The organism is Achromobacter sp. 2789STDY5608615 (assembly GCF_001298995.1).
GTDB lineage: Bacteria > Pseudomonadota > Gammaproteobacteria > Burkholderiales > Burkholderiaceae_B > Achromobacter > Achromobacter insuavis.
The window spans coordinates 39,989-63,922 of the sequence record NZ_CYTY01000008.1 but is presented as its reverse complement, the minus strand read 5'-3'; the positions used below and the strand labels follow the sequence as shown (position 1 = coordinate 63,922).

The window sequence follows — 23,934 nt, the reverse complement described above, 5'->3', positions numbered from 1 at the left end:
GTTCAGCGGGCTTGCGCCACGGATTGCGGCGCGGCGTCCAGCGCCACGGTGTCCTGGGCGCTGATCTCGACGGGTGCGCCGTTGTGCAGGCGCAGCTGGCCCGAGGTCACCACGCGGTCGCCCGGCTTGAGGCCCTTGGTCACCACCACCCGGCCGCGCACGCGCTCGGCGGTCTGCACGTAGGCCTGGGTCACGGTCGGCGGCGCCGACGCCTCGCCGCCCTTGGGCGGCGTCACCACGTAGACCGAGTCGCCATAGGCGCTGTAGCTGATGGCGGTTTCTGGCACGGTCAGCACGCCGGGCCGCGGCGGCAGCACCACCTGGCCATGGGCGAACATGCCGGCCGCGAGCGCGCCGTCGGCGTTGGCCAGCGTGGCCTGCACCCGCACGGTGCGCGAGCCCGGGTCGACCTGCGGTTCGATGGTGGTGACGGTGCCGTCGAAGACCCGGCCGGCGTGGGCGTCGACCGTCACGGTCACCGGCTGGCCGGCGCGCAGCGCGCCCAGCGCCTGCTCGGGCAGCGTGATGTTGGCGTAGACGCTGGCCGCGTCGGTCAGCGACACCAGCGGATCGCCGGCGCGGGCGAACTGGCCCAGGTTGACCCGGCGCACGCCGAGCACGCCGTCGAACGGGGCCTTGATGCGCTTCTGCTCGATCAGGGCCTGGATCCGCTTGATCTCGCCGGCGGCCTGGTCGTAGTCGGCCTGGGCCTGGTCCAGCTGCTCGCGCGTGGCCGCCTGCTGCGGCACCAGGCGGCGGGTGCGTTCCAGCAGCGCCCGGGCGTTCCTGGCCTGGGCCTGCAGCCGCGCCAGTTCGCCCTGCTCGGGCGCGTCGTTCAGCTGCACCAGCAGCTGCCCGGCGCGCACCCGCTCGCCGGGGGTGAACAGGATCTGCGCCACCCGGCCGTCGACTTCGGCCGGCACCAGCACCTGCCGGGTCGCCTCGAGCGAGGCGATGCCCGACAGCGCCGCCGGGAAATCCGCCTGCAACACGGGCGCCACCGCCACCTTGGCCGGCGCCATGGCCCAGCCGCCCTTGTGCGACGCGCCGCCGAATTTCCAGTACAGCCCGCCCCCCCGCCACTACCGCCAGGGCCAGCACCCCGGCCGCCCATGCGCCTGATTTCGCCTTCATGACTCTCTCACTATTTATCAAAGGAATTGCTTGGATAATCCTTGAAAAATCGGACGAAGTCAAAAAACCTAAAGTAATGTTTAGGATTAAGAAAACCTATCGGCGGGAAATGGCCAAAAAAAACGCCGGCGAAGGCCGGCGGTTTGCGGGGAAACAGGCTTGCGCCCAGGGCGCAACGCCAGGGCTACGTGCGCACCATGTGCAGGTAGTGGCGGTGGCGTTCGTACTGGTCGAGGATGTCGCCGATGACGGCGTCGCGGCTCCAGCCCATGATATCGTAGTCCTGTCCGCCCTCGCGCAGGTGGACCTCGGCGCGGAAGTACTTGCGCTCTTCCTCGTCGGCGGCCTCTTCGGGCGTCAGGCTGGGCCGCACGAAGGCCTGCGGCCGCACCGAATAGAAGAAGTCCAGGTGTTCGCCGTGGTTCACCTCCAGCACCACCCCGCCCTCGCCGTCGCTTTCCTTGACCGCGACGGCGTAGCCCTGCTTGCGCAGTTCATCGGCCACGTCCTCCAGCGCCGGGGTCACCACATCCGCGATGAAGCGCAGCACGTGGGCGCGGCGCGGCATCATGACCATGTTGCGCAGCCGCCGCTCCCACGACTGGCCACCGCGCGCGGGGCGCGACAGCGTCAGCGACTGGTAGCGGATGCCACGCTTGGTGGCGTCGAGCCTGAGCGCCTTGAACAGCCCCCACAACGACAGCAGCAGGATGATCGAGAACGGCAGCGCGCTGGCGATGGTGGCCGTCTGCAACGCCGTCAGGCCGTCGGCCAGCAGCAGCGCGATGGCCACCGCGCCCATCGACAGCGACCAGAAGATGCGCTGCCACACCGGCGTGCGGTCGGCGCCGCCCGAGGCCAGCAGGTCCACCACCAGCGCGCCCGAGTCGGCCGAGGTGACGAAGAACACCGCCACCATCGCGATGGCGAAGATCGAGATCACGCTGCTCCAGGGCAGCAGCTCGAAGAACGCGAACAGCGCCAGCGAATTGTCTTGTTTGACCGTATCGGCGAACCCCTTGATGCCATCGACCAGGATGAAGTGGATGGCGGTATCGCCGAACACCGTCATCCAGAACAGCGTGAAGCCGGCCGGCACCAGCAGCACGCCGCTGACGAATTCGCGGATGGTGCGGCCGCGCGAGATGCGGGCGATGAACAGACCCACGAACGGCGACCAGGCGATCCACCAGCCCCAGTAGAACAGGGTCCAGCCGCCGATCCAGTCGGTCGGCTCGTAGGCGTACAGATTGAAGGTCTTGTTGACGATGTCCGACAGGTAGGCGCCGGTGTTCTGCACGAAGGTCTGCAGCAGGAACACGGTGGGGCCGGCCACCAGCACGAACAGCAGCAGGATCACCGCCAGCACCATGTTGGCCTCGGACAGGATGCGGATGCCCTTGTCCAGGCCGCTGGCCACCGACAGCGTGGCCAGCCCGCAGGTGATGACGATCAGGATGATCTGCGGCATCACGCCCACGGGAATGCCGAACAGGTGGTTCAGGCCGCTGTTCATCTGCGCCACGCCCAGTCCCAGCGAGGTCGCCACGCCCAGCACGGTGCCGATGATGGCGAACACGTCGACCGCGTGGCCGATGGGGCCGTGGATGCGGTTGCCGATCAGCGGGTACAGGGCCGAGCGCAGGGTCAGCGGCAGGCCATGGCGGAAGCTGAAGAATGCCAGCGTCAGCGCCACCACCGCGTAGATGGCCCAGGCGTGCAGGCCCCAATGGAAGAAGGTGATCTTCATGGATTCGCGCGCGGCGGCCGCGGTGGCGCCCTCGCCCACCGGCGGCGACATGAAGTGCATGACCGGCTCGGCCACGCCGAAGAACATCAGGCCGATGCCCATGCCCGCCGAGAACAGCATGGCGAACCAGGTGAAGTTGCGGTAGTCGGGCTCGCTGTGATCGGGCCCCAGCTTGATGTCGCCATAGCGGCTGATGGCCAGGAACGCCACCGACAGCAGGATGATGGCGACCACCAGGATGTAGAACCAGCTGGCGTTGCCCAGGATCCAGGCCTGGATCGATTCGAACAGATTCTGCGCGGTCCTGGGCGCCGTGATGGCAAAGCCCACCAGCAGCAGCGTGAACAGCGCCGCCGAATAGAAGACCGGGCGGTTGATGGTGGATGGTCGGGTTTCTGAAGACATGCTGCCGCTCCTTTCGCCCGAGGGATGCCAAAGGCTGCGGCGCTGGCCCCCTCAGTCCAGCCGGCGCGCCGCCGTTATTACTATCATGCCGCCGCTGGCCGTGACAATGCCCGCGTCGCATGGCCGCACCGCGCCCGGCATCCGGGCCCGGGCCGGCCGCGCGGGTCGCCGTCGGGCCGGGCGGCCCTAGCCGGGGTCGCGTTCGCCGAATACCACGCGGCGGAAGAACCCCGCCAGCACCGATTCGGTGGTCTCGGCGCTGACGTTCTGCGGGTCGAAGGCGAAGCTGAATTGCATGCCGTCGGACAGCGCCAGCAGGCCGATGGCCAGCTCGCGCGCGGGCAGCGGCAGGGGCGTGCCGACGCGCTCGGAGAACTGGCGGATGTATTCGGTGGTGGCTTCGCGCAGCTCGCCCATACAGGCGATGAAGCCGACGCGGAATTCGGGATCGCGGGCGGCCTGCAGCTTGGCTTCCATCCACAGCAGGAAGCACTCGTTGTCGCGGAAATGGTTGCTGTAGTAGTGCAGCACGCTGTCTTCCATCTGCTGGCGGGTCTCGCCGGCCTCGAAGATGGCGCGCATGTCGCTCATCACGTTTTCATGGTCGCGCTTGAGCAGCTGCAGGAACAGTTCGGACTTGCTGGCGAAATTGGAATAGAAGGCGCCGCGGGTATAGCCGGCCAGTTCGGCGATGTCCTCGACGCTGGCGGCGACGAAACCCTTGGTCAGGAAGATCGATTGCGCGGCATCGAGCAGACGCTGGCGCGTCTGGTCGCGGCTTTGCTCTCGGGTAAGGCGGACTTTTGACATGGGGCGATTCTATCATCTGGAACGATTTCAGATTCACACTTGTATTTGAATACACACCCGAATTAGAATCCATCCCGTATCGGATTGCCAGGGTGCCGCGCCGGCCTGCAAGGGCCTGCCGCCTCGCGTCCCGTTTCCCCCTCCTGCCCGCGTCGCGAGGTGTTTCGTGAATTCTTCAGGTTCTTGCGCGCCCGTCGCCGCGCGCAATCCCGCCGCCCGTGCCGCGGCGCTTTCCCATCCTGTCCTGCGCCGCCCCTGGCCCGCGCTCGCCCTGGCGCTGACGCTGGCGCTGGCCGGCTGCGGCAGCAAGGAGGCCGAGCCGCCGCCGCCGCGTCCAGTGGTGGCCATGCCGGCCAAGGCCGATTCGGCGCTGCCGGCCTGGACCCTGCCCGGCGAAGTGCAGGCGCGCTACAGCACGCCGCTGTCGTTCCGGGTGGGCGGCAAGATCATCGAACGCAAGGTCCGGCTGGGCGACACGGTCAAGCCGGGCCAGGTGGTCGCCAGGCTCGACCCCGCCGACGCCACCAAGAACGCCGCCGCCGCCCGCGCCCAGCTGTCGGCCGCCCAGCACCAGCTGGACTACGCCAAGCAGCAGCTGGACCGCGACCGCGCCCAGTCCAGGGAAAACCTGATCGCCGCCAACCAGCTCGAACAGACCCGCAACGCCTACGCCTCGGCGCTGGCGCAGCGCGACCAGGCGGCGCAGCAGGCGGCCCTGTCGGCCGACCAGCTCAACTACACCACCCTGGCCGCCGACCACGCCGGCGTCATCACCGCCGAGCAGGCCGACACCGGCCAGAACGTGGCGGCGGGCCAGGCGGTCTACAACCTGGCCTGGGCGGGCGACGTCGACGCCCTGTGCGACGTGCCCGAAAGCGTGCTGGCGGGCCTGGCCATCGGCCAGCGCGCCACCGTCACGCTGGCGCCGCTGCCCGGCCAGACCTTCAGCGCCGTGCTGCGCGAGATCGCGCCGGCGGCCGATCCGCAGAGCCGCACCTACCGCGCCAAGCTGACGCTGGAGTCGCCCTCGCCCGAGGTGCGACTGGGCATGACCGCCAACATCAGCTTCGACAACCGCCAGGCCAACGGCGCCACCACCTACACGGTGCCGGCGACCGCGCTGTTCCATGACAACGGCGAGCCGGCGGTCTGGATCGTCAAGCCGCAGGAAGACACGCTGGAACTGCGTCGCGTGCAGGTGCTGCGCTACGACGCCCGCAGCGTCACCCTGACGCAGGGCGTGCAGGCCGGCGAGCGCGTGGTCTGGCAAGGCGTGCACGCCGTGTCGGCCGGCGAGAAGGTCCGCGCGGTGCCGCCGCTGCACCCCGAGGACTTCGCATCATGAGCGCGCCGGTTCCCGAGAATCAGAACGCCGCGCACCGCCACGAGGAAGGCAAGTTCAACCTGTCGGCCTGGGCGCTGCGGCACCAGCCGCTGGTGATCTTCCTGATCACGCTGGTGACGCTGTTCGGCGTGCTGTCGTATTCGCGCCTGGCGCAGTCCGAAGACCCGCCCTTCACGTTCCGCGTGATGGTCATCAAGACCCTGTGGCCCGGCGCCACCTCGCAGCAGGTGCAGGAGCAGGTCACCGACCGCATCGCCAAGAAACTGCAGGAAACACCGTCCACGGACTTCCTGCGCAGCTACTCGCGTCCCGGCGAATCGCTGATCTTCTTCACCATGAAGGACTCGGCGCCGGCCAGCGAGGTGGCCAACGAGTGGTACCAGGTGCGCAAGAAGGTCGGCGACATCGGCGCGACGTTGCCGCAGGGCGTGCAGGGGCCGTTCTTCAATGACGAGTTCGGCGACGTCTACACCAACATCTACACCCTGGCGGGCGACGGCTTCTCGCCGGCGCAATTGCGCGACTACGCCGACAGCCTGCGCACCGTGCTGCTGCGCGTGCCGGGCGCGGCCAAGGTCGATTACTTCGGCGAGCAGCCCGAGCACGTCTATATCGAGATCAGCAACACGCAGCTGACGCGGCTGGGCGTGTCGCCGCAGCAGATCGCCGAGGCCATCAACAGCCAGAACGCGGTGGCCAGCGCCGGCACCCTGACCACGGCCGACGACCGCGTGTTCGTGCGTCCCAGCGGCCAGCTCCAGGACACCCGGGCGCTGGCCGAGACGCTGATCCGCGTCAACGGCAAGTCGATCCGGCTGGGCGATATCGCCACCATCCACCGCGGCTATGACGATCCCCCGGCCGAGCAGATGCGCACGCGCGGCGAGCCGGTGCTGGGCATCGGCATCACCATGCAGCCCGGCCAGGACGTGGTGCACCTGGGCAAGGCCCTGGACGCCAAGTTCGGCGAACTCAAGGCGCGGCTGCCGGCCGGCCTGACGCTGACCGAAGTGTCGAGCATGCCCAAGGCGGTGTCGTTCTCGGTGGACGAGTTCCTGCGCTCGGTGGCCGAGGCCGTGGCCATCGTGCTGATCGTCAGCCTGGTGTCGCTGGGCCTGCGCACCGGCATGGTGGTGGTGATCTCGATTCCGGTGGTGCTGGCGGTGACCGCGCTGTTCATGGACATGTTCGGCATCGGCCTGCACAAGGTCTCGCTGGGCACGCTGGTGCTGGCGCTGGGCCTGCTGGTGGACGACGCCATCATCGCGGTCGAGATGATGGCGGTGAAGCTGGAACAGGGCTGGAGCCGCGCGCGCGCCGCCGCCTTCGCCTACACCAGCACCGCCTTCCCGATGCTGACCGGCACGCTGGTGACGGTGGCCGGCTTCCTGCCGATCGCGCTGGCCAAGTCCAGCACCGGCGAATACACCCGCTCGATCTTCCAGGTGTCGGCGATCGCGCTGATCACCTCGTGGTTCGCCGCGGTGGTGCTGATCCCGCTGCTGGGTTATCGCATGCTGCCCGAGCGCAAGCGCGAGGCGCACCTGCCCGATGACCACGAGCACGACATCTACAACACCCGCTTCTACCAGCGCCTGCGCGGCTGGGTGGCGTGGTGCGTGGACCGTCGCTGGCGCGTGCTGCTGGCGACCGTGGCGCTGTTCGTGGTGTCGATGGTCGGCTTCGGCCTGGTGCCGCAGCAGTTCTTCCCCAGCTCGGACCGCACCGAGCTGCTGGTGGACGTGCGGCTGCAGGAAGGCGCCTCGTTCGCCGCCACGCTGCGCCAGGTCGAGCGGCTTGAAAAGGTGCTGGACGGCCGGCCCGAGATCGCCCATTCGGTGAGCTTCGTCGGCACCGGCGCGCCGCGCTTCTACCTGCCGCTGGACCAGCAGCTGGCCACGCCCAACTTCGCGCAGATCGTCATCACCGCCAACTCGGTGGAAGACCGCGAAAAACTGGCGCACTGGCTCGAACCGGTGCTGCACGAGCAGTTCCCGGCGATCCGCAGCCGCCTGTCGCGGCTGGAGAACGGCCCGCCGGTGGGCTTTCAGGTGCAGTTCCGCGTCAGCGGCGACAAGATCCCCGAGGTGCGCCAGGTGGCCGAGAAGGTGGCCGCCGAAGTGCGCGCCGACAGCCGCTCGGTCAACGTGCAGTTCGACTGGGACGAGCCGTCCGAGCGCTCGGTGCGCTTCGACATCGACCAGCAGAAGGCGCGCGAAGTGGGCGTAAGCTCGAACGACATCTCCAGCTTCCTGGCGATGACGCTGTCGGGCTACACCGTGACGCAGTACCGCGAGCGCGACAAGCTGATCAACGTCAGCCTGCGCGCCCCCGACAGCGAACGCGTCGACCCGGGCCGCCTGGCCACGCTGGCCATGCCCACGCCCAACGGCCCGGTGCCGCTGGGCAGCCTGGGCCAGGTGCGCTACGGCCTGGAGTACGGAGTGATCTGGGAACGCGACCGCCAGCCCACCATCACCGTGCAGGCCGACGTCAAGGCCGGCGCGCAGGGCATCGACGTCACCCACGCCATCGACAGGAAGCTGGACGCGCTGCGCGCCGAACTGCCCGTCGGCTACCGCATCGAGGTCGGCGGTCCGGTCGAGGAAAGCGCCAAGGGCCAGTCGTCCATCAATGCGCAGATGCCGATCATGATCGTGGCGGTGCTGACGCTGCTGATGGTGCAGCTGCAAAGCTTCGCCCGCGTGCTGATGGTGGTGCTGACCGCGCCGCTCGGCCTGATCGGCGTGGTGGCCGCGCTGCTGCTGTTCGGCAAGCCGTTCGGCTTTGTCGCCATGCTGGGCGTGATCGCGATGTTCGGCATCATCATGCGCAACTCGGTGATTCTGGTCGACCAGATCGAACAGGACATCAGCGCCGGCCACAAGCGCGTCGACGCCATCGTCGGCGCCACGGTGCGGCGCTTCCGTCCCATCACGCTGACCGCGGCGGCCGCGGTGCTGGCGCTGATCCCGCTGCTGCGCAGCAACTTCTTCGGCCCCATGGCCACCGCGCTGATGGGCGGCATCACCAGCGCCACGGTGCTGACGCTGTTCTTCCTGCCCGCGCTGTACGCGGCCTGGTTCCGCGTGCGCCACGACGAGCGCGAGGAACCCGAAGGCGTGCCGCCCGGCGCCCACGCCGGCGACAACGTAGAACGAGGAGCCTGACGATGTCCCTCCGTCTCCCGACCCCGGCCTGGCGCCTGGCCACCCTGCCGCTGCTGCTGGCGCTGGGCGCCTGCGCCTTCGCCCCCGACAGCAAGCCGCCGGCCATGGCGCAGCCCGCGCAATACGGCGTCGAGGCGCTGCCCGCCGCCGGCGCGCCGGCGCAGGGCGTGGCGCAGCGTTATGCGCGCGACGCCGGCCCGGTGCCCGAATGGTGGAAACGCTTCGGCTCCGAGGCGCTCAACGCCATGGTGGAAGAAGGCCTGGCCAACAGCCCCGACCTGGCCGCCGCCGAGCGCAACCTGGCCGGCGCCCGCGAGCAATTGCGCGGGCAGGTCAATTCTTCGTTGATGCCTACGGTCGACGCTGGCGGCGACGTCACGCGCAAGCGCGCGCTGACCATGCCGAACCTGCCGGAACCCACCGCGCTCTACAACGTCTTCACCGGCCAGATCCAGGCCAAGTACGACCTGGACCTGTTCGGCGCGGCGCGCTTCGAGAACGTGTCGCGCGCGGCGCACGTCGAGCAGCAGGCGTTCCAACTGGAATCGGCGCGCCGTTCGCTGGCCGACAACATCGTCACCGGCGCCATCACCTCGGCCTCGCTTGCCGAGCGCGTGGCGCTGACCGAAAAGCAGGTGGTGCTGGCGCGCCAGGTGGCGCGCGACACGCAGCGCCGCTACGAACTGGGCTCGGCCTCGCAGAACGACGCACTGCAGGCCGACCAGGACGCCGCCACGCTGGAGGCCTCGCTGCCGGGCCTGCGCGCGCAGTGGCAGACCACCCGCCACGCGCTGGCGGTGCTGATGGGCCGCAGCCCCGACCAGGCGCCGCCGGACCTGGCCTTCGCCATGATCGCCGTGCCCGGCGAAGTGCCGGTGCTGGTGCCGTCCGAACTGCTGGCGGCGCGGCCCGACATCCACATCGCCGAGGCCGTCCTGCGCGCGGCGGCGGCCGACGTCGGCGTGGCCACGGCGCAGCTGTTCCCCAGCCTGTCGCTGTCGGCATCGATGGGCAAGGGCGGCTTCAGCTGGCCGGCGGCGCTGTCGGGCGCGGGCTCGATCTGGGCGGTGGGCGCGTCGCTGACGCAGCCGATCTTCCATGGCGGCGCGCTGCTGGCCGAGCGCAGCGCCGCCAAGGACCGCTATGAAGCGGCGGTGCTGCAATACAAGCAGACCGTGCTGACCGCCTTCCGCGACGTGGCCGACACGCTGGCGCAGCTGGATGCGGATGGGCAGGCGCTGGCGTCGGCCGAGGCCTCGCGCCGGTCGGCGGAGCAGTCGCACCGCAACACCGCCAACCGAGTGCGCCTGGGCGCGCTGGCGCCCTACACCGCGTACGCCAGCGAACAGCATTACGTCGCGGCGCGGGTGCGGGAAGTGGAATACGCCAATGCCCGCCTGACCGAGACGGCGGCGCTGTTCCAGGCCATGGGCTCGCCGGTGCGCGCGCCGCAGGCGCCGGCGCAACCGGCCACCGGCGGCAATACGGGCGAACCGCCAGCGCCTCAGCAGCAGCAGCAGCAGCAGCAGTAACCCGCGCCGCTCGATCCGAGCGGCCCACAGGCCCCCGACGCCTACGGCGCGGGGGCCTGTTCCTTGATGCGGGACGCCAGCGCCAGGGATTCGATGCGCCGCGCCGCCGCCTGCAGCAGCGCCGTGGTCTTGTCCTGCGCAATGGTGTTGAGCCGGGTCGCCAGGAAGGTCACGGTCAGCGCGCCGAAGATGCGCCGGTCTTCCTGAAACACCGGCACCGCGATGCCGGCGCGTTCCGGCGAAATCTCGCCCACCCCCAGATACGCCCCACGCACCCGGATCTCGTCCAGGTGGCGGATGAACTCGGCCTGCGTCGGCCCCAGGCCCGCGGCCTCGACCTCGGCGGCGTGCCCTTCGTAGAGTCTGCGCTGGTCCTTGCGCGGCAGGAACGCGATGATGGTCTTGGCGGTGGCGCCGCGGAACAGCGGGTGGGCGCGGCCGCGGCCGTGCGGGATGCCGAGCGCGTCGGGCCCGCGTTCGTGGTGGATGTTGAGGATCCGCAGGCCGTGGATGACGCTGAGCAGCACGTCGCCGCCGACCTGGTCCACCACCTCGCGCATGATCGGCCGGGCCACGCCCAGCACCGGATCGCCGTCGATGATGAGATGGTCCAGCTCGATGATGCGCGGCCCCAGCTTGTAGCCGCCGCCCGTCATGCGCAGCAGGTAGCCCAGGTCCGACAGGTCGCGGATGTAGCGGTAGCCGGTCGGCGCCGAGTAGGACAGCTTGGAGATGATCTCTTCGGCCGTCAGCACCGGCGTGGCCAGGCTGAAGAGGTCGAGGATCGCGAGGGCGCGCTTCAGGGTGGACATGGAATCGGCGGACGGTGGGCGAGGCGGAACCGGCGCAGCGTATCACAGCGATCCCGGCGCGCCCCTGCGCCATAACCCGCCGCTATCGCTTCTCGCCCAACGCTCTGCTTCTCGCTATCGTCTTCGCTATTTTTATCATTTATAGAGAAAAACTAATTGGTGAAGATTGTTTTTTATCGAATAATGATACTGAAGCAGCAGACCAGCGGACAGCGAAAAGTCCGCGGCCCGCCTCGCCCGGCATGCACATCCAAGGGGAAATCGCATGAAGCAGTCCAGCAGCAGGCCCGGCGGCATCAGCCGCCGGCAATTCATGGCGGCGTCGGCCGCCTCGTTGGCGGGCGCCGCGCTCGCCCGTCCCGGCCTGGCCCGCGCGGCCGGCTACCCGTCGGAACACCCGATCCAGTTCATCGTGCCGTTCCCGGCGGGCGGCGGCACCGACCTGGTGGCGCGGCCGCTGGCCCAGGGCATCGGCGAAGCGCTCAAGCAGAGCGTGGTGGTGATCAACAAGGGCGGCGCGGCCGGCATCATCGGCACCCAGCAGGCGGCGCGTTCGGCGCCCGACGGCTACACCGTCGCGCTCGGCTCCACCGGCACCCACACCGTGAACCAGAGCCTGTACGAGAACATCGCCTACGACCCCATCAAGGACTTCGAGCCGGTCTCGATGGTCTGCTACTACAACAACGTGCTGGTGGTGCATCCGTCGTTTCCGGCCAAGACCCTGCAGGAGTTCGTCGCCCTCATCAAGGCCAACCCCGGCAAGTACTTCTACGGCATCACGCAGAACGGCAGCTCGGCGCACCTGGCGATGGAACTGCTCAAGGCCACGGCCGGCCTCGACCTGCCCGGCGTGCCCTACAAGGGCGCGGCGGCGGCGGTCAACGATTTCCTGGGCGGCCAGTTCCCGGTGCTGATGGACGTGGTGATCAACCAGCAGCAATTCATCCAGGGCGGCAAATCACGGCCGCTGGCGGTGACGTCCGCCGCGCGCTCGCCTGCCCTGCCCGACGTGCCGACGGTGGCCGAGTCCGGCTATCCGGGCTATCAGGCGATCGGCTGGAACGGCGTGTTCGTGCCCGCCGGCACGCCACCGGCCATCGTCCAGACGCTCAACGGCGCGGTGCAGAGCGCGCTCAAGCAACCCGCCCTGGCGCAGCTGACGCAGAACGGGCTGGAACTGCACGGCGGCACGCCCGAAGAACTGCGCCGTTTCGTCGCCACCGAAAGCGAGAAATGGCGCACCCTGATCAAGAACGCCAATATCAAGGCCACCTGATGCAAGCCATTCCCTATGGCGTCCCGCTGGACGCCGCCGCCAATCCCTGGCTGGCGCTCGACCATGAACTGCGCGCCGAGGGACGGCGCGCGCCATCAGCCCCGCCGGTGCGCGCCGTGGTGTGCGTGACCGTGCACGTCGACGGCCCCGCCGTCGAGGTCGGCCGCAAGCAATTCCCCAGCGCCGGCATCCATACCGCCGGCCGCTACGCCATCCGCCGCGGCGTGCCGCGCCACCTGGAGATCCTGGCGCGCCACGCCATGCCGGCGACCTTCTTCGCCTGCGGCTACGACGTCGAGCATTACCCGGACACCTTCCGCGCCATCCTGGCCGCCGGCCACGAGATCGCGGCGCATGGCTACCTGCACGAAGCCTGGGACCTGGGCGAGGACGAACCCGCGCTGCTGGAAAAGACCCACACCCTGATCCAGCGGCAGCTGGGCGTGACGCCGGTGGGCTGGTGTTCGCCGTCGGGCCGCAAGAGCCACCGCACCCTGCCCACGCTGCGCCGGCTCGGCTATTGCTACGACGCCAGCGAAAAGGACCGCGACCGCCCCTACCTGCCGGCCGAGGGCGGCGATGGCTTCGTCATGCTGCCCAACAACACGGTGTCGCTGGACGACTATCCGTTCTATTTCACCGGCCACAGCCTGGCCGCCGAGGCCTGCGACAACTGGATCGAGGAATTCGAGGCGCTGCGCCAGGCCGAGGGCTACATCCACCTGACGGTGCACCCCAAGGCCGCCGGCGGTTCCGGCACGCCGGCCCGCGCCGCCGCCATGGACCGCTTCCTGGCCTACGTCGGCGCCCAGCCGGACGTGCACTGCATGACGCTGGCCGCGCTGGCCCGCCACTGCCTGGCCCACCCCGCCGCCTGGAGAACCGCATGACGGCCCCCAAGACCGTACTGGTCACCCTCAACGTGCAGGGCATCGGCCCCGAAGCCGCCGCCCGCCCGGAACACGAACTGCACGGCCGCGACGGCCACGGCCGCTACACCTATGGCGGCGGCCTGGCGCGGGTGCTGGACATGCTGCGGCGCCAGGAAATCCGCGCCACCCTGTTCTGGCCCGCCTTCGAGGCCGAGCGCTGCCGCGACCTGCTGGAACGAAGCCTGCGCGACGGCCACGAAGCCGCCTCGCAGGGCAACGCCTTCGAAGACCTGGCCACGCTGGGCGAGCGCGAGGCCGAGGTGCTGCAACGCGGCCGCGACCGCCTGGCGGCGCTGACCGGCCAGGCGCCGCAGGGCTTTCGCTGGACCGGCGGCGGCTTCAGCGCGCGCACCCTGCCCTTGCTGCGCGAGCTGGGCTACCGCTACGACAGCAGCGCCATCGACGACGACGCGCCCTACGCGCTGGACGCCGACGGCGCCCCCGGCATGATCGAACTGCCCTGGAGCGAGGGCCTGTGCGACGCCAGCCATTTCGGCCGCCGCGTGACCCAGGACCGCGCCTATGCGCACCTGGCCGAACAGGGCGACGCGCTGCTGGCGGCCGAGGGCTACGCCTGCCTGACGCTGCACCCGCGCGCGGACAACGGCGTGGGACGCGCCGCCCGGCTGCAGATGATCGAGCGGCTGCTCGACCGGCTGCGCGCCGCCGGCGCCGGCTTTGCCCGCTGCGACGACCTGGCGCGCGAACACGCGGCCGGCGCCTGACCGATGCGCCGCCGCCCTGCCGGCGCGGCCTGTCCGCCGGCAGGGCGGCGGGAGCCGGCGGACGCGGCGGCGCCCCTCCCAGACCGCTGCCGCGGGGCTTTCGCGGGTCCTGGCGGACCGTTATCCCCGGGCAAACCCTGGGTAATATTGGCGCCAAAATAAGCTAATATTTTTGCAACATTCCCTCCTATCCCCCGACCTCACGGCGCCTTGCGCCGCTATCCGTCCATGACCCAGATCACCCAATTCCCGTTCGTATCGGTCTCCGGTACCCCCGAGGCCCGCGGCCGCGCCTACGGCCAGCAGGCCGCCGACCGCGTGCGCAAGAGCGCCGCCATGTACGGCCAGACGCTGGTCGACCTGGGCTACGACGCCATGGCGCGCACCCGCCTGATCGAAAGCTTCGCCCGCGAGATCGAGAATTTCGCGCCGCATTACCTCGAGGAAATGCGCGGCATCGCCGCCGGCGCCAACGTGCCCTTCGAAGACATCGTGATGGTCAACGCCCGCACCGAAGTCATCGCCAAGGCCCGCGCCGAAAAGAAGAAGGCCGCCGAGCTCGAACCGGGCGACGGCTGCACCGGCGCCCTGATCCTGCCGACCCGCTCGGCCAACGGCCGCCTGATCCACGGCCAGAACTGGGACTGGCGCGCCGAGTGCGCCGAGACCGCCATCGTGCTGCGCGTGCGCAACGACAACGGCCCGGACATCCTGACCTTCGTCGAGGCCGGCGGCCTGGCCCGCAGCGGCCTGAACAGCGCCGGCGTGTCGATCACCGCCAACTACCTGGAGTCCGACCGCGACTTCCGCCAGCTCGGCGTGCCGCTGTCGCTGATCCGCCGCAAGGTGCTGGAGCAGGAACACTTCGCGCTGGCCATCAAGGCCGTCAGCACCACCCAGAAGTCGTGCTCGAACAACATCATGATCGGCATGGCCGCCGGCTTCGGCGTCGATTACGAGTGCACCACCGATGAAGCCTTCCCGATCTACCCGGGCGCCGACGACCTGATCGTGCACGCCAACCACTGGGTCAGCGAAGTCGCCCTGGGCAAGCTGCGCGACACCGGCCGCGCCAGCACCCCGGAAAGCACCTACCGCGACTGGCGCGTGCGCCGCCTGCTGAACGAGAAGGACAAGCTGACCCGAGAAGACCTCAAGCGCGCGCTGTTCGACGACTTCGGCACGCCCTACTCGGTCTGCCGCCCGCCGCGCCCCGGCAGCCACGACAACCTGTCGGCCACCGTCGCCATGGTCGTCATGGAACCGGCCGCCGGCCTGATGGAAGTGGCGCCGCTGCCGGCGCTGAACCGCACCTTCACCCGTTACAGCCTGGACGCCGAGCCCGAGCTGCTGGCCGCGGCCTGAGCTTTCCCGGTCCCCTGACCGCTGGCGGCGGCCGGATCCCCCGGCCGCCCGCGCAACCCCTGGAAACGCATCCATGAAAACAAAACTCCTGACTACCGCGGTTGCCCTGGCGTTGGGCACGCTGGCCGGCTCCGCCCTGGCCCAGGCGCCGGCCCCGCTGCGCATCTCGTTCACCGCCGACATCCGCTCGACCGAGCCCGGCGTCAACCGCGACAGCAACAGCGACGCGGTGGTGCTGCACATCGTCGAGGGCCTGGTGGCCTACGGCGAGGACGCCGAAGTGCGCCCGCTGCTGGCCGAGTCCATCGACATCAGCCCCGACGGCAAGACCTACACCTTCAAGCTGCGCCAGGGCGTCAAGTTCCACAACGGCGCGCCGCTGACCTCGGCCGACGTGCTCTGGACCTGGCAGCACTACACCGCCGCCAACTCCGGCTGGCGCTGCGCCAGCGAATTCGATGGCCGCGGCACCGTCAAGGTCACCGGCGTCGAGGCGCCCGACGCCCAGACCGTGGTCTACCACCTGGAAAAACCCAGCAGCCTGTTCCTGGCCTCGCTGGCGCGCGCCGACTGTGGCGGCACGGGCATCCTGCAGAAGGCCTCGGTCAAGGCCGACGGCAGCTGGGACAAGCCCATCGGCACCGGCCCCTTCGCCTTCGCCGAATGGAAGCGCGGCGAATACGTGCGCCTGACCAAGTTCGCCGACTACGCCAACCGCGACGGCAAGCGCGACGGCTACACCGGCTCCAAGCGCCCCCTGGTCGATGAAGTGCGCTTCGTCATCGTGCCCGACGACTCCACCGCCAAGGCCGCCCTGCAACGCGGCAACATCGACATCATCGAGGACGTCTCCAACAACGACGTGCCGGTGCTGCAAGGCACCCCCAACGTCAAGGTCGCCTACGCGCCCGTCATGAGCATGACCGCGCTGCTGCTGCAGACCAAGGACCCGCTGCTGTCCAACCCCAAGATCCGCCAGGCCCTGGCCCACGCCATCGACTACGACCAGCTGGCCGCCGCCGTCACCGAAGGCCTGGCCAAGCCCAACAACTCCATCGTCCCGCTGGTCTCGCCGCACAACGACGCGACCCAGAAGGAAGGCTGGAAATACGACCCCGCGCTGTCCCAGAAGCTGCTCAAGGAAGCCGGCTACAAGGGCCAGGAGCTGGAGCTGATCACGACCAAGCGCTACCCGCAGTCGTACAACTCCGCCGTCATCATCCAGGCCATGCTGCAGGCCGTCGGCATCAACGCCAAGCTGTCCGTGTCCGAATGGGCCACGCAGCTCGACCGCTACAACGCCGGCACCTACCAGATGATGACCTTCCCGTACTCCGCCCGCCTGGACGCGGCGCTGAACTACGAAATGGTCACCGGCGACAAGGCCAAGCAGCCGCGCAAGGTCTGGGACAACCCCGACGCCCAGAAACTCCTGGACGCCGCCTCGGTCGACACCGACCACGCCAAGCGCCAGGCCTCCTTCGACCAGCTGCACAAGCTGTTCCTGGCCGACGTCCCCAGCATCCCGCTCTACAACGGCCTGGACATCGGCGCCTTCCGCACCGACATCAAGGGCTACACCCCCTGGGCCGTGAAGAAACCGCGCGCCTGGGAAGTGGAACGCGTGGCGAAGTAACCACCGCAACACCGCACCAAACGAAGAGGCCGCGAAAGCGGCCTCTTTGCATTGCGACACCCGAAAAAATAAAACCGCCCCGGCAACCGTCAAGTTTCAACGGTCGAGTCCGGGGCGGCGTTGGCCTGGCGTGCGCGGGGCGTGTAGATGCGCCCGAGGGAATCTGAAGGAACAGCCGAAGGCTGTGACGAAGATGACGAAGGGAAAGTCCGGAGCGAACGCTCCGGACCGCAATCGTAGCCCCGCGCACGCCAGGCCAACGCCGCCCCGGACGGCCCCAGAAAAAAGACCGCCCGAAAAAAGCTACTTACTTGCCAACGACCTTAGTCTCCCAGGCCCGCGGCTTCCCCTCCCAAACCGAAAACCCCTCAACCCGCTTATTCGTAGCCCAGGCATCCGCCCCGTTATAAAGCACCAACATCGGCGTCTGCTCCAGCATCAACGTATGCAGCTGGTCAAACAGCTTCTGCCGCTTCGCCGGATCCGACTCCAGGAAGCTCTCGTCGATCAGCTTCTGCACCTCGGGATCATCCCAGACCTTGCGCGGCTGCTTGGTCTTGTCGCCCGCGAACTGCTCGAAGCTCAGCGCCGGATCGATCCGCGACGAGAACGTGAACGAACTGATCTGGTACTTGCCCGTGTTGTAGCGGTCCAGCTGCGTGGCCCATTCCAGCACCTCGATCTTGGCATTGATGCCCACCGCCTGCATCATCGCCTGCGCGATCACCGCCACCTGATAGCTCGGCACGTGCGCCCGCTTGTTGGCGTAGATGACGATCGGCTCGCCCTTGTAGCCCGCTTCCTTGAGCAGCTGCTGCGCGCGCGCCGGATCGTACTTGTAGGTGCGCTTCTCGGTCTCCTGGTAGTAGGCCGACCCCGCGTACACCGCCGAGTTGTTCAACTGGCCCAGGCCTTCGGAGGCCGCCGCCACCACCTGCGGAATGTCCAGCGCCGCCGCGATCGCCTGGCGCAGCTTGACGTTCTTGAGCACCGGATCCTGCGTCTGGAACAGCAGCGTGTGCTTGGTGGCGTCGTGTGGGCTCATCACCGACACGGTCTTGCTCTTCTTGAGCTCGGCCACGTCCGTGATGGTGATCTGGCTGGCGTCGATCGCGCCCGACACCAGGCCGGCCTTGGCGGTCGACGGGTCCGGCACCACCAGGAACTTGACCTCGTCGGCCAGCGGGCGCTTGGCGCCGACGTAGCCGTCCGGCTTGTTGCCGGCGCTGGGCGAGACGTAGTCCTTGAACGCGGTCAGCAGCACGTACTCGCCGCGCTTCCACTCCTTGAACTGGTACGGGCCGGTGCCGACCGGCTCCTTCCAGGAGCCATCGGCGTTGACCGAATCCTTGCTCAGGACCGCGGTCATGCCGCAGTCGGTGCGGGCCAGCGAATCGAGGAACACGGCCGACTTGCGGTCGATCTTCATGATGACGGTCTGCGCGTCGGGCGCGGTCACGTCCGTGACCTTCAGGCCGTTGCGGCCGTCGAAGTCGCTGCGGCAGCGCCAGTCCGTCTTCGCGTCCATGTAGCGCTGCCAGCTCCAGATCACGTCGGCCGAGGTCAGCGTGGCGCCGTTGTGGAACTTGACGCCGTCGCGCAGCTTGAAGGTATAGGTCAGGCCGTCTTCGGACAGGTCGACCGATTTGGCCAGCAGCGGCGCCACCGTGCCGTTCTCCCGGTAGCCGACCAGGCCTTCCACCATGTTCAGCACCACGCCGTCGGTGGTGTTGTCGCGGTTGACGCCCGGATTGGTCGAGCGGATGTCGGCCGGCTGGGCGATGGTCAGGGTGGCGGCCTGGGCCGCGCCTGCGGCGGCCAGGGCCAGGCTGAGCGCGAGCGCTCGGGAAACAGGAAGGTGGTGCATTGCGGAAATTCCCCCGGGGGCATGCGACGCCGGATTCATGACTATATTGGCGCCAAAATAGCTGCCCATTATGCAGGCTAATGGCCGATGCGGTATCCGGGGTATCCCTGAAAGCGGCCCCGAAATGACCGCGGCGGCCTCCTTTTCAGGAAGGCCGCCGCGAAAACCGGGCCGTCGCGCCCGCGCCGGGTCAGGAAATGTCCTGGCCGACGTGCTGGGCGATGATCTTCTGCAGGCGCTTGACGTCGCGCGCCTCTAGCGCCTCGACCATGTCGAAGTGCTCGCGCGCCGAGATCTCGATGCGCGAACGCGTAACCCATTCCTTGGCCGGCGCCGCCGGTCCGCGCGCGCGCGTTTCCTGGATCAGGGCCGCCAGTTCGCGGTTCGAGCACATGTCGTACATGCCGGCGTGGAACGCCAGGTTGACCTCGTACTGCTCCAGCAGCGTGCCGTCCTGCAGCAGCTTGGAGAAACGCTCGGCCAGCACCCGCAGGGCGCGCACCTTGGCGGCCGTGACGTTGGGCATCAGGTCGGCCGCGGCGCCGGTTTCCAGCAGCACGCGGATGTCGCGGATCTGCACATGCTGGTCCGGATCCATCGTGTAGACGTGGTAACCCCGGTTGGGGATGTGCGCGATCAACCGCTTGGCGGTCAATTGGTCGAGCGCGCGCCGCACGTCCAGGCGCTTGGCGCCGTAACGTTCCTGCAAATCGATCTGTTTCAGCCACGCGCCGGGGCCGTATACCCCCGACTGAATATCCAGGGCAATACGGTCAACCAGGCCCGGCTGTGTCGCCGCCGCTTTCGGCATGGACCACTCCCGTGAATCAAATCCAAACCGCGTATTTTATGCATAAGTCCGCGCCGGGACGGCAAGCCCCGGCCGGCGCGGACCCATCCCCTCAGGCCGTGGCCCGCGAAGGCTCCTGCTGGTCCAGCCGCCAGCGCAGGCGCACGCCCCCGGTTTCGGTCGATTCCAGCGCGGGAATCGCCGACAGCAGGCTGCGGGTGTATTCCTCGCGCGGCTGGTCGAACACCGTGTCGCGCGTGCCCTGCTCGACAATGCCGCCGTCGCGCATCACCACCACCCGGTCGGCCACCTGTTCCACCACGCCCAGGTCGTGGCTGATGAACAGGCAGGAGAAGCCGTGGCGTTCCTGCAGGTCGGCGAACAGGTCCAGCACCTGCGCCCGCACCGTCACGTCCAGCGCCGACACCGGTTCATCGGCGATGACGAAGGACGGCCGCCGCACCACCGCGCGGGCGATGGCCACGCGCTGGCGCTGGCCGCCGGACAGTTCGTGCGGAAAGCGCTTGGCGTATTCCGAGCCCAGGCCGACTTCGGCCAGCACTTCGTCCACGCGGCGGCGCTTGTCGGCGGCCGGCATGTCGACCAGCATGCGCAGGCCCTCGCCCACCAGCTCGCCGATGGTCATGCGCGGGTCGAGCGACGAATACGGGTCCTGGAACACCATCTGGCAGTTCAGGCGGTAGTCGCGCCATGCCGGCGAACGGCGGCTGACCGGCTGGTTGCGGAACAGGATCTGGCCGGAAGTCGGCGACAGCAGGCCGGCGATGGCGCGGCCCAGCGTGGTCTTGCCGGAACCCGAGCCGCCCACCACCGCCACCACTTCGCGCGGCTTGACGTGCAGGTCGATGCCATTGAGCGCGCGCTTGGCGCCGGTGCGCGAGAACAGGCGCTGGTGGCCGGCGTAGTCGACCACCAGGTTCCTGACCTCGACGATCGGCGCTTCCTGGATCGGCGGACGCGCCGGCAGGCGGCGCGGCATCGCGTCCAGCAGCTTGCGGGTGTAGGGATGCTGCGGCCGTTCGAGGATGCCGGCGGTGGTGCCGGTCTCCAGCACCTTGCCGTGCTGCATCACCACCATGCGTTCGGTATAGCGCGCCACCATCGGCAGGTCGTGGCTGATCATCAGCACGGCCGTGTTGTGCTCGCGCGTCAGGTCGACCATCAGTTCCAGCACGTCGCGCTGCACCACCGCGTCGAGCGCGGTGGCGGGCTCGTCGGCGATCAGCAGCGCCGGCTCCAGCAGCATCACCGAGGCCAGCATCATGCGCTGGCGCATGCCGCCCGAGAACTCGTGCGGCCAGGCCTCGACGGCGGCCTTCGGGTCGCGGATGCCGACGCGGCGCAGCATCTCCAGGATGCGTTCGCGGCGCTGCGCCGTCGACAGGTCGCGGCGATGCAGCTTGAGCCCTTCGTCCAGCTGGCGCCCGATGGACATGGACGGGTTGAGCGAGGTCATGGGTTCCTGGAACACCATGCCGATGCGCGCGCCGCGCAGCTTGCGCAGCGCGGCCGGGCTGGCCTGGGTGACTTCCACGCCCTCGAAGCGGATCGAGCCGCCGGCCACCACCAGCGGCGGCGGCGTCAGGCCCATGATGGCGCGCGCCGCCTGGGTCTTGCCGCTGCCGGACTCGCCGACGATGCCGACCATTTCGCCCGGCGCCACCTCGAAGGACACGCCGCCGACGATTTCGCGGCCGCCACGGCCGACGGTCAGGGACAGATTCGATACGGTAACCAGTGCGCTCATTGCACGCCCCTCATGCGGGGATCGAAGCGGTCTCGCACCGCGTCGCCCAGCAGGTTGATCCCGAGCAGCGCGAGCGCGATGGCCAGGCCGGGAAGAATGGAAAGATAGGAGGCCTGCGCCATGAACGGACGGGCGGCGGCCAGCATGTTGCCCCAGGTCGGCGCGGGAGGCGGCACGCCCAGGCCCAGGAAGGACAGCGCGCTTTCCGCCAGGATCACCCAGCCGAACATCGAGGTCGCCAGCACCGTCAACGGCGCGACGCAATTGGGCAGCACGTGGCGCACCATGGTGTAGAGCTCGGAGTTGCCCAGCACGCGCGAGGATTCGATGAACTCCTTCTCGCGCAGCGACAGCACCGTGCCACGCACGATACGGGTCACCGACGGCGTGTAGGCCAGGCCCAGCGCCAGGATGATGCCGTACTTGTTGGCGCCGACCACCACCAGCAGGCCCAGCGCCAGCAGCAGGCCGGGGAAGGCCAGCAGGGCGTTGTTGAAGGCCATGATGATGCGGTCGGTCCAGCCGCGCACGAAGCCGGTCAGGGTGCCGATGATGGTGCCGGCGACGATGGCGAAACCCACCGTCAGCAGGCTGATCCAGACGCTGCTGGAAGCGCCGGCCAGCAGGCGCGACAGCTCGTCGCGGCCGAACTCGTCGGTGCCCAGCAGGAATTCGCCGCCCGGCGGCTTCAGGCGCGCCACGAAGTTGATCTTGAGCGGGTCGTGCGGCGTCCAGAAGGCGCCCATGATCGCCGCGACGATCATCGCCGCCACGATCACGCCGCCTATCAGCGCGTTAGCTGCAATTCGCTTTTTCATTCGGCGGTCACTCTCGGGTCAAAGATGGGATAGCAGAGGTCGATCAGCAGGTTGACGATCACGTAGATCACGCCGACGAACAGCAGGCAGCCCTGAATCACGGGATAGTCGCGGGCGAAGATCGAATCCACCAGCAGCCGGCCCAGGCCGGGAATGGTGAACACGGTTTCGACCACGGCGATGCCGCCGAGCAGGTTGCCCAGCACCAGGCCGATCAGGGTCCAGGTGGGGCCGAAGGCGTTGCGGAAGGCGTGGCGCATCAGCACCGCGGATTCCGACAGGCCCTTGGCGCGGGCGTGGGTGATGTAGTCCAGCCGCAGCACTTCCAGGGTGCTGGCGCGCGCCATGCGCATCAGCACGCCGATCTCGTGCAGGAACAGCGTCAGGATCGGCATGGCCAGGTACAGCAGGCCGGCCTTCCAGTCTTCGCCGATGGACACGTAGCCCACCACCGGCAGCCATTGCAGCTTCAGGCCGAAGAAGATCAGCGGCAGCAGGCCGAGCCAGAACGTGGGGATGGACACCAGCAGCGTGGCGGTGCCGACCAGGATCAGGTCGGGCGCCTTGTTCTGCTTCCAGGCGGCGATCATGCCGGCGGGCACGGCCACCAGCGCGGCGAACAGCACGGCCACCAGCACCACGCGGCCGCTGATCAGAAAGCGGTCCCACACCAGCGGCAGCACGGGCTGGCCGGTGTTGATGGACGAACCCAGGTCGCCATGCAGCATGTTGCCGAACCAGATGCCGAACTGGGTGGGCCAGGTCTGGTCCAGCCCCAGGCGCGCGCGCAGGTCGGCCAGCGCCGCCGGCGTGGCCAGGTCGCCCAGCAGCAGTTGCGCGGGATCGCCCGGAATCAGGCGGATCATGACGAACACCGCCACTGCCACGATCAGCAGTGTCGGAATGGCCATGACGATACGGGATAGCGCGAAACGCAGCATGGCCCTCTCCTATCGCGGCAGACAGGCGCTTGCGCGCCCGCCGCCGATCTTGTTTTTGATGTTATTCATTTCGCAGTTTGCGCAGTTCGGCGGCCAGGAAGTCCTGCACCTGGCCGACGCACTTGAGACCGTCGTGCGGCACGTTCTCGACCACGTCCAGCACGGCCTTGACGCCGGCCGCCTCGAACGAGCGGCGCAGCGATTCCAGGCGTTCCGGGCGGGTGGCGCCGGCGGAGTTCGCGCCGGGCATGAAGAACTTGCCGCCTTCGCGGTGGGTGATTTCCCAGGTTTCCAGGTCGGCCTTGCCGACGATCATGTGCACCGCGACCTGGCGCAGGGCCTCGATGTCGACGGCCTTGCCGAAGCGGGCTTCGGCGCCGCGCACGCCGACCCACCAGTCCTGGCTGGGGTCGAGCAGCGTGACCGAGCCGGGCGCGCCGATCGAGGCGGCCCACAGGGTTTCCGGGTGCAGCAAGGTGTAGCGGTTGACGAACTGGCCGCCGCCCGAATAGCCGAACAGGGCGAAGCGGGTGAAGTCGCGGCCGAATTTCTCGCCGACTTCGGCGACCATGCCCTGCAGGATGTGGTCGTAGCGGATGTCGCCTTCGATCAGTTGCTTGAAGCCGTCGCGGTTGCCGTCGCCGAGCGGGCTGACGGGGAACAGCGGGCACAGCACGATGCAGTCGTTCCAGCGGGCGAATTCGGCGAAGGCGTCGCGGTATTCGACGAAGGCGCGGCCGGTGCCGTGCATGATGACGACCAGCTCCATCGGGTGCTTGGCCTGGTCGATGTGCGGGGGGACGTACATGCAGTACGAGAAGCGCGGGTCGATGCGCGAGGCGAAGACGGTGCTGT

General features: G+C 68.7%; 18 protein-coding genes and 1 pseudogene. 9 read left to right on the top strand and 10 right to left on the bottom strand.

The genetic code is table 11. From position 1 onward, the window contains the following. Positions 1-2: 2 nt before the first annotated feature. From AOZ49_RS09130 to AOZ49_RS09120, 3 genes and pseudogenes are all read right to left on the bottom strand, one after another. A pseudogene (locus tag AOZ49_RS09130) lies at positions 3-1,134 on the bottom strand (efflux RND transporter periplasmic adaptor subunit). 184 nt (positions 1,135-1,318) lie between these two features. Next, entirely contained in the window at positions 1,319-3,289 is a 1,971-nt protein-coding gene (locus tag AOZ49_RS09125; RefSeq protein WP_054429672.1) for a BCCT family transporter, read from the bottom strand. Positions 3,290-3,475: 186 nt separating this feature from the next. Continuing rightward, positions 3,476-4,099, bottom strand: a complete 624-nt coding sequence (locus AOZ49_RS09120; RefSeq protein ID WP_054429673.1) for a TetR/AcrR family transcriptional regulator — start codon at positions 4,097-4,099, stop codon at positions 3,476-3,478. A gap of 166 nt (positions 4,100-4,265) precedes the next feature. On the opposite strand from AOZ49_RS09120, the gene AOZ49_RS09115 reads away from it, so the two are divergent. The 3 genes from AOZ49_RS09115 to AOZ49_RS09105 are packed head-to-tail and all read left to right on the top strand — an operon-like array spanning position 4,266 to position 10,146. Continuing rightward, complete coding sequence (locus AOZ49_RS09115; protein ID WP_369815782.1) at positions 4,266-5,444, top strand: efflux RND transporter periplasmic adaptor subunit; 1,179 nt, start codon at positions 4,266-4,268, stop codon at positions 5,442-5,444. Continuing rightward, positions 5,441-8,614, top strand: a complete 3,174-nt coding sequence (locus AOZ49_RS09110; RefSeq protein ID WP_054474923.1) for an efflux RND transporter permease subunit — start codon at positions 5,441-5,443, stop codon at positions 8,612-8,614. The genes AOZ49_RS09115 and AOZ49_RS09110 overlap by 4 nt, the downstream gene beginning before the upstream one ends. 2 nt (positions 8,615-8,616) lie before the next feature. Then, positions 8,617-10,146, top strand: a complete 1,530-nt coding sequence (locus tag AOZ49_RS09105) for an efflux transporter outer membrane subunit (protein WP_054474922.1) — start codon at positions 8,617-8,619, stop codon at positions 10,144-10,146. A 41-nt stretch (positions 10,147-10,187) separates the two neighbouring features. Here the strand turns inward: AOZ49_RS09105 and AOZ49_RS09100 are convergent, their stop codons facing one another. Further along, complete coding sequence (locus tag AOZ49_RS09100) at positions 10,188-10,958, bottom strand: IclR family transcriptional regulator (RefSeq protein ID WP_054429676.1); 771 nt, start codon at positions 10,956-10,958, stop codon at positions 10,188-10,190. Positions 10,959-10,972: 14 nt separating this feature from the next. Here AOZ49_RS09100 and AOZ49_RS32410 point away from each other — a divergent pair, with 14 nt between their 5' ends. The 6 genes from AOZ49_RS32410 (at position 10,973) to AOZ49_RS09075 (ending at position 16,895) form a co-directional block, all read left to right on the top strand. Then, entirely contained in the window at positions 10,973-11,227 is a 255-nt protein-coding gene (locus AOZ49_RS32410; RefSeq protein ID WP_156355621.1) for a hypothetical protein, read from the top strand. Further along, complete coding sequence (locus AOZ49_RS09095; protein WP_054429677.1) at positions 11,224-12,237, top strand: Bug family tripartite tricarboxylate transporter substrate binding protein; 1,014 nt, start codon at positions 11,224-11,226, stop codon at positions 12,235-12,237. Before AOZ49_RS32410 ends, AOZ49_RS09095 begins: the two co-directional genes overlap by 4 nt. Further along, the gene (locus tag AOZ49_RS09090; RefSeq protein WP_054429678.1) at positions 12,237-13,127 is read left to right on the top strand and encodes a polysaccharide deacetylase family protein; all 891 of its coding nucleotides are present in this window, start codon (positions 12,237-12,239) and stop codon (positions 13,125-13,127) included. The genes AOZ49_RS09095 and AOZ49_RS09090 overlap by 1 nt, the downstream gene beginning before the upstream one ends. After that, positions 13,124-13,894 (top strand): polysaccharide deacetylase family protein, encoded by a 771-nt coding sequence (locus tag AOZ49_RS09085; RefSeq protein WP_054429679.1) that lies wholly within the window; start codon positions 13,124-13,126, stop codon positions 13,892-13,894. The genes AOZ49_RS09090 and AOZ49_RS09085 overlap by 4 nt, the downstream gene beginning before the upstream one ends. Positions 13,895-14,122: 228 nt before the next feature. Then, a complete protein-coding gene (locus AOZ49_RS09080) occupies positions 14,123-15,259 on the top strand; it encodes a C45 family autoproteolytic acyltransferase/hydolase (RefSeq protein WP_054474981.1) in 1,137 nt (378 codons plus the stop codon). A gap of 73 nt (positions 15,260-15,332) precedes the next feature. Next, entirely contained in the window at positions 15,333-16,895 is a 1,563-nt protein-coding gene (locus AOZ49_RS09075) for an ABC transporter substrate-binding protein (RefSeq protein ID WP_054474921.1), read from the top strand. A 307-nt stretch (positions 16,896-17,202) separates the two neighbouring features. On the opposite strand, the gene AOZ49_RS09070 is transcribed toward AOZ49_RS09075, so the two are convergent. The 6 genes from AOZ49_RS09070 to AOZ49_RS09045 form a co-directional block, all read right to left on the bottom strand. Continuing rightward, positions 17,203-18,762, bottom strand: a complete 1,560-nt coding sequence (locus AOZ49_RS09070) for an ABC transporter substrate-binding protein (RefSeq protein ID WP_054474920.1) — start codon at positions 18,760-18,762, stop codon at positions 17,203-17,205. Between the two features lie 190 nt (positions 18,763-18,952). Further along, positions 18,953-19,573, bottom strand: a complete 621-nt coding sequence (locus AOZ49_RS09065) for a GntR family transcriptional regulator (RefSeq protein ID WP_054474919.1) — start codon at positions 19,571-19,573, stop codon at positions 18,953-18,955. Between the two features lie 91 nt (positions 19,574-19,664). Next, positions 19,665-21,320 carry an ABC transporter ATP-binding protein gene (locus tag AOZ49_RS09060; RefSeq protein ID WP_054474918.1) on the bottom strand — a complete coding sequence of 552 codons (1,656 nt, stop codon included), beginning with the start codon at positions 21,318-21,320 and terminating at the stop codon, positions 19,665-19,667. Beyond that, on the bottom strand, positions 21,317-22,138 hold the full coding sequence (locus AOZ49_RS09055; protein WP_054474917.1) for an ABC transporter permease: 822 nt from the start codon (positions 22,136-22,138) through the stop codon (positions 21,317-21,319). The genes AOZ49_RS09060 and AOZ49_RS09055 overlap by 4 nt, the downstream gene beginning before the upstream one ends. Beyond that, complete coding sequence (locus tag AOZ49_RS09050; protein ID WP_054474916.1) at positions 22,135-23,079, bottom strand: ABC transporter permease; 945 nt, start codon at positions 23,077-23,079, stop codon at positions 22,135-22,137. Before AOZ49_RS09050 ends, AOZ49_RS09055 begins: the two co-directional genes overlap by 4 nt. A 61-nt stretch (positions 23,080-23,140) precedes the next feature. Further along, positions 23,141-23,934: alpha/beta hydrolase family protein (locus AOZ49_RS09045; protein WP_054474915.1), on the bottom strand; the 794-nt coding region annotated here is incomplete at its 5' end.

Bases quoted from the DNA above. Each gene is read 5' to 3' on its own strand.
- AOZ49_RS09070 (WP_054474920.1), bottom strand. From the start codon at position 18,762: ATGCACCACCTTCCTGTTTCCCGAGCGCTCGCGCTCAGCCTGGCCCTG.
- AOZ49_RS09050 (WP_054474916.1), bottom strand. From the start codon at position 23,079: ATGCTGCGTTTCGCGCTATCCCGTATCGTCATGGCCATTCCGACACTG.
- AOZ49_RS09065 (WP_054474919.1), bottom strand. From the start codon at position 19,573: ATGCCGAAAGCGGCGGCGACACAGCCGGGCCTGGTTGACCGTATTGCC.
- AOZ49_RS09110 (WP_054474923.1), top strand. From the start codon at position 5,441: ATGAGCGCGCCGGTTCCCGAGAATCAGAACGCCGCGCACCGCCACGAG.
- AOZ49_RS09105 (WP_054474922.1), top strand. From the start codon at position 8,617: ATGTCCCTCCGTCTCCCGACCCCGGCCTGGCGCCTGGCCACCCTGCCG.
- AOZ49_RS09090 (WP_054429678.1), top strand. From the start codon at position 12,237: ATGCAAGCCATTCCCTATGGCGTCCCGCTGGACGCCGCCGCCAATCCC.
- AOZ49_RS09085 (WP_054429679.1), top strand. From the start codon at position 13,124: ATGACGGCCCCCAAGACCGTACTGGTCACCCTCAACGTGCAGGGCATC.
- AOZ49_RS09100 (WP_054429676.1), bottom strand. From the start codon at position 10,958: ATGTCCACCCTGAAGCGCGCCCTCGCGATCCTCGACCTCTTCAGCCTG.
- AOZ49_RS09095 (WP_054429677.1), top strand. From the start codon at position 11,224: ATGAAGCAGTCCAGCAGCAGGCCCGGCGGCATCAGCCGCCGGCAATTC.
- AOZ49_RS09080 (WP_054474981.1), top strand. From the start codon at position 14,123: ATGACCCAGATCACCCAATTCCCGTTCGTATCGGTCTCCGGTACCCCC.
- AOZ49_RS09125 (WP_054429672.1), bottom strand. From the start codon at position 3,289: ATGTCTTCAGAAACCCGACCATCCACCATCAACCGCCCGGTCTTCTAT.
- AOZ49_RS09120 (WP_054429673.1), bottom strand. From the start codon at position 4,099: ATGTCAAAAGTCCGCCTTACCCGAGAGCAAAGCCGCGACCAGACGCGC.
- AOZ49_RS09060 (WP_054474918.1), bottom strand. From the start codon at position 21,320: ATGAGCGCACTGGTTACCGTATCGAATCTGTCCCTGACCGTCGGCCGT.
- AOZ49_RS09075 (WP_054474921.1), top strand. From the start codon at position 15,333: ATGAAAACAAAACTCCTGACTACCGCGGTTGCCCTGGCGTTGGGCACG.
- AOZ49_RS09055 (WP_054474917.1), bottom strand. From the start codon at position 22,138: ATGAAAAAGCGAATTGCAGCTAACGCGCTGATAGGCGGCGTGATCGTG.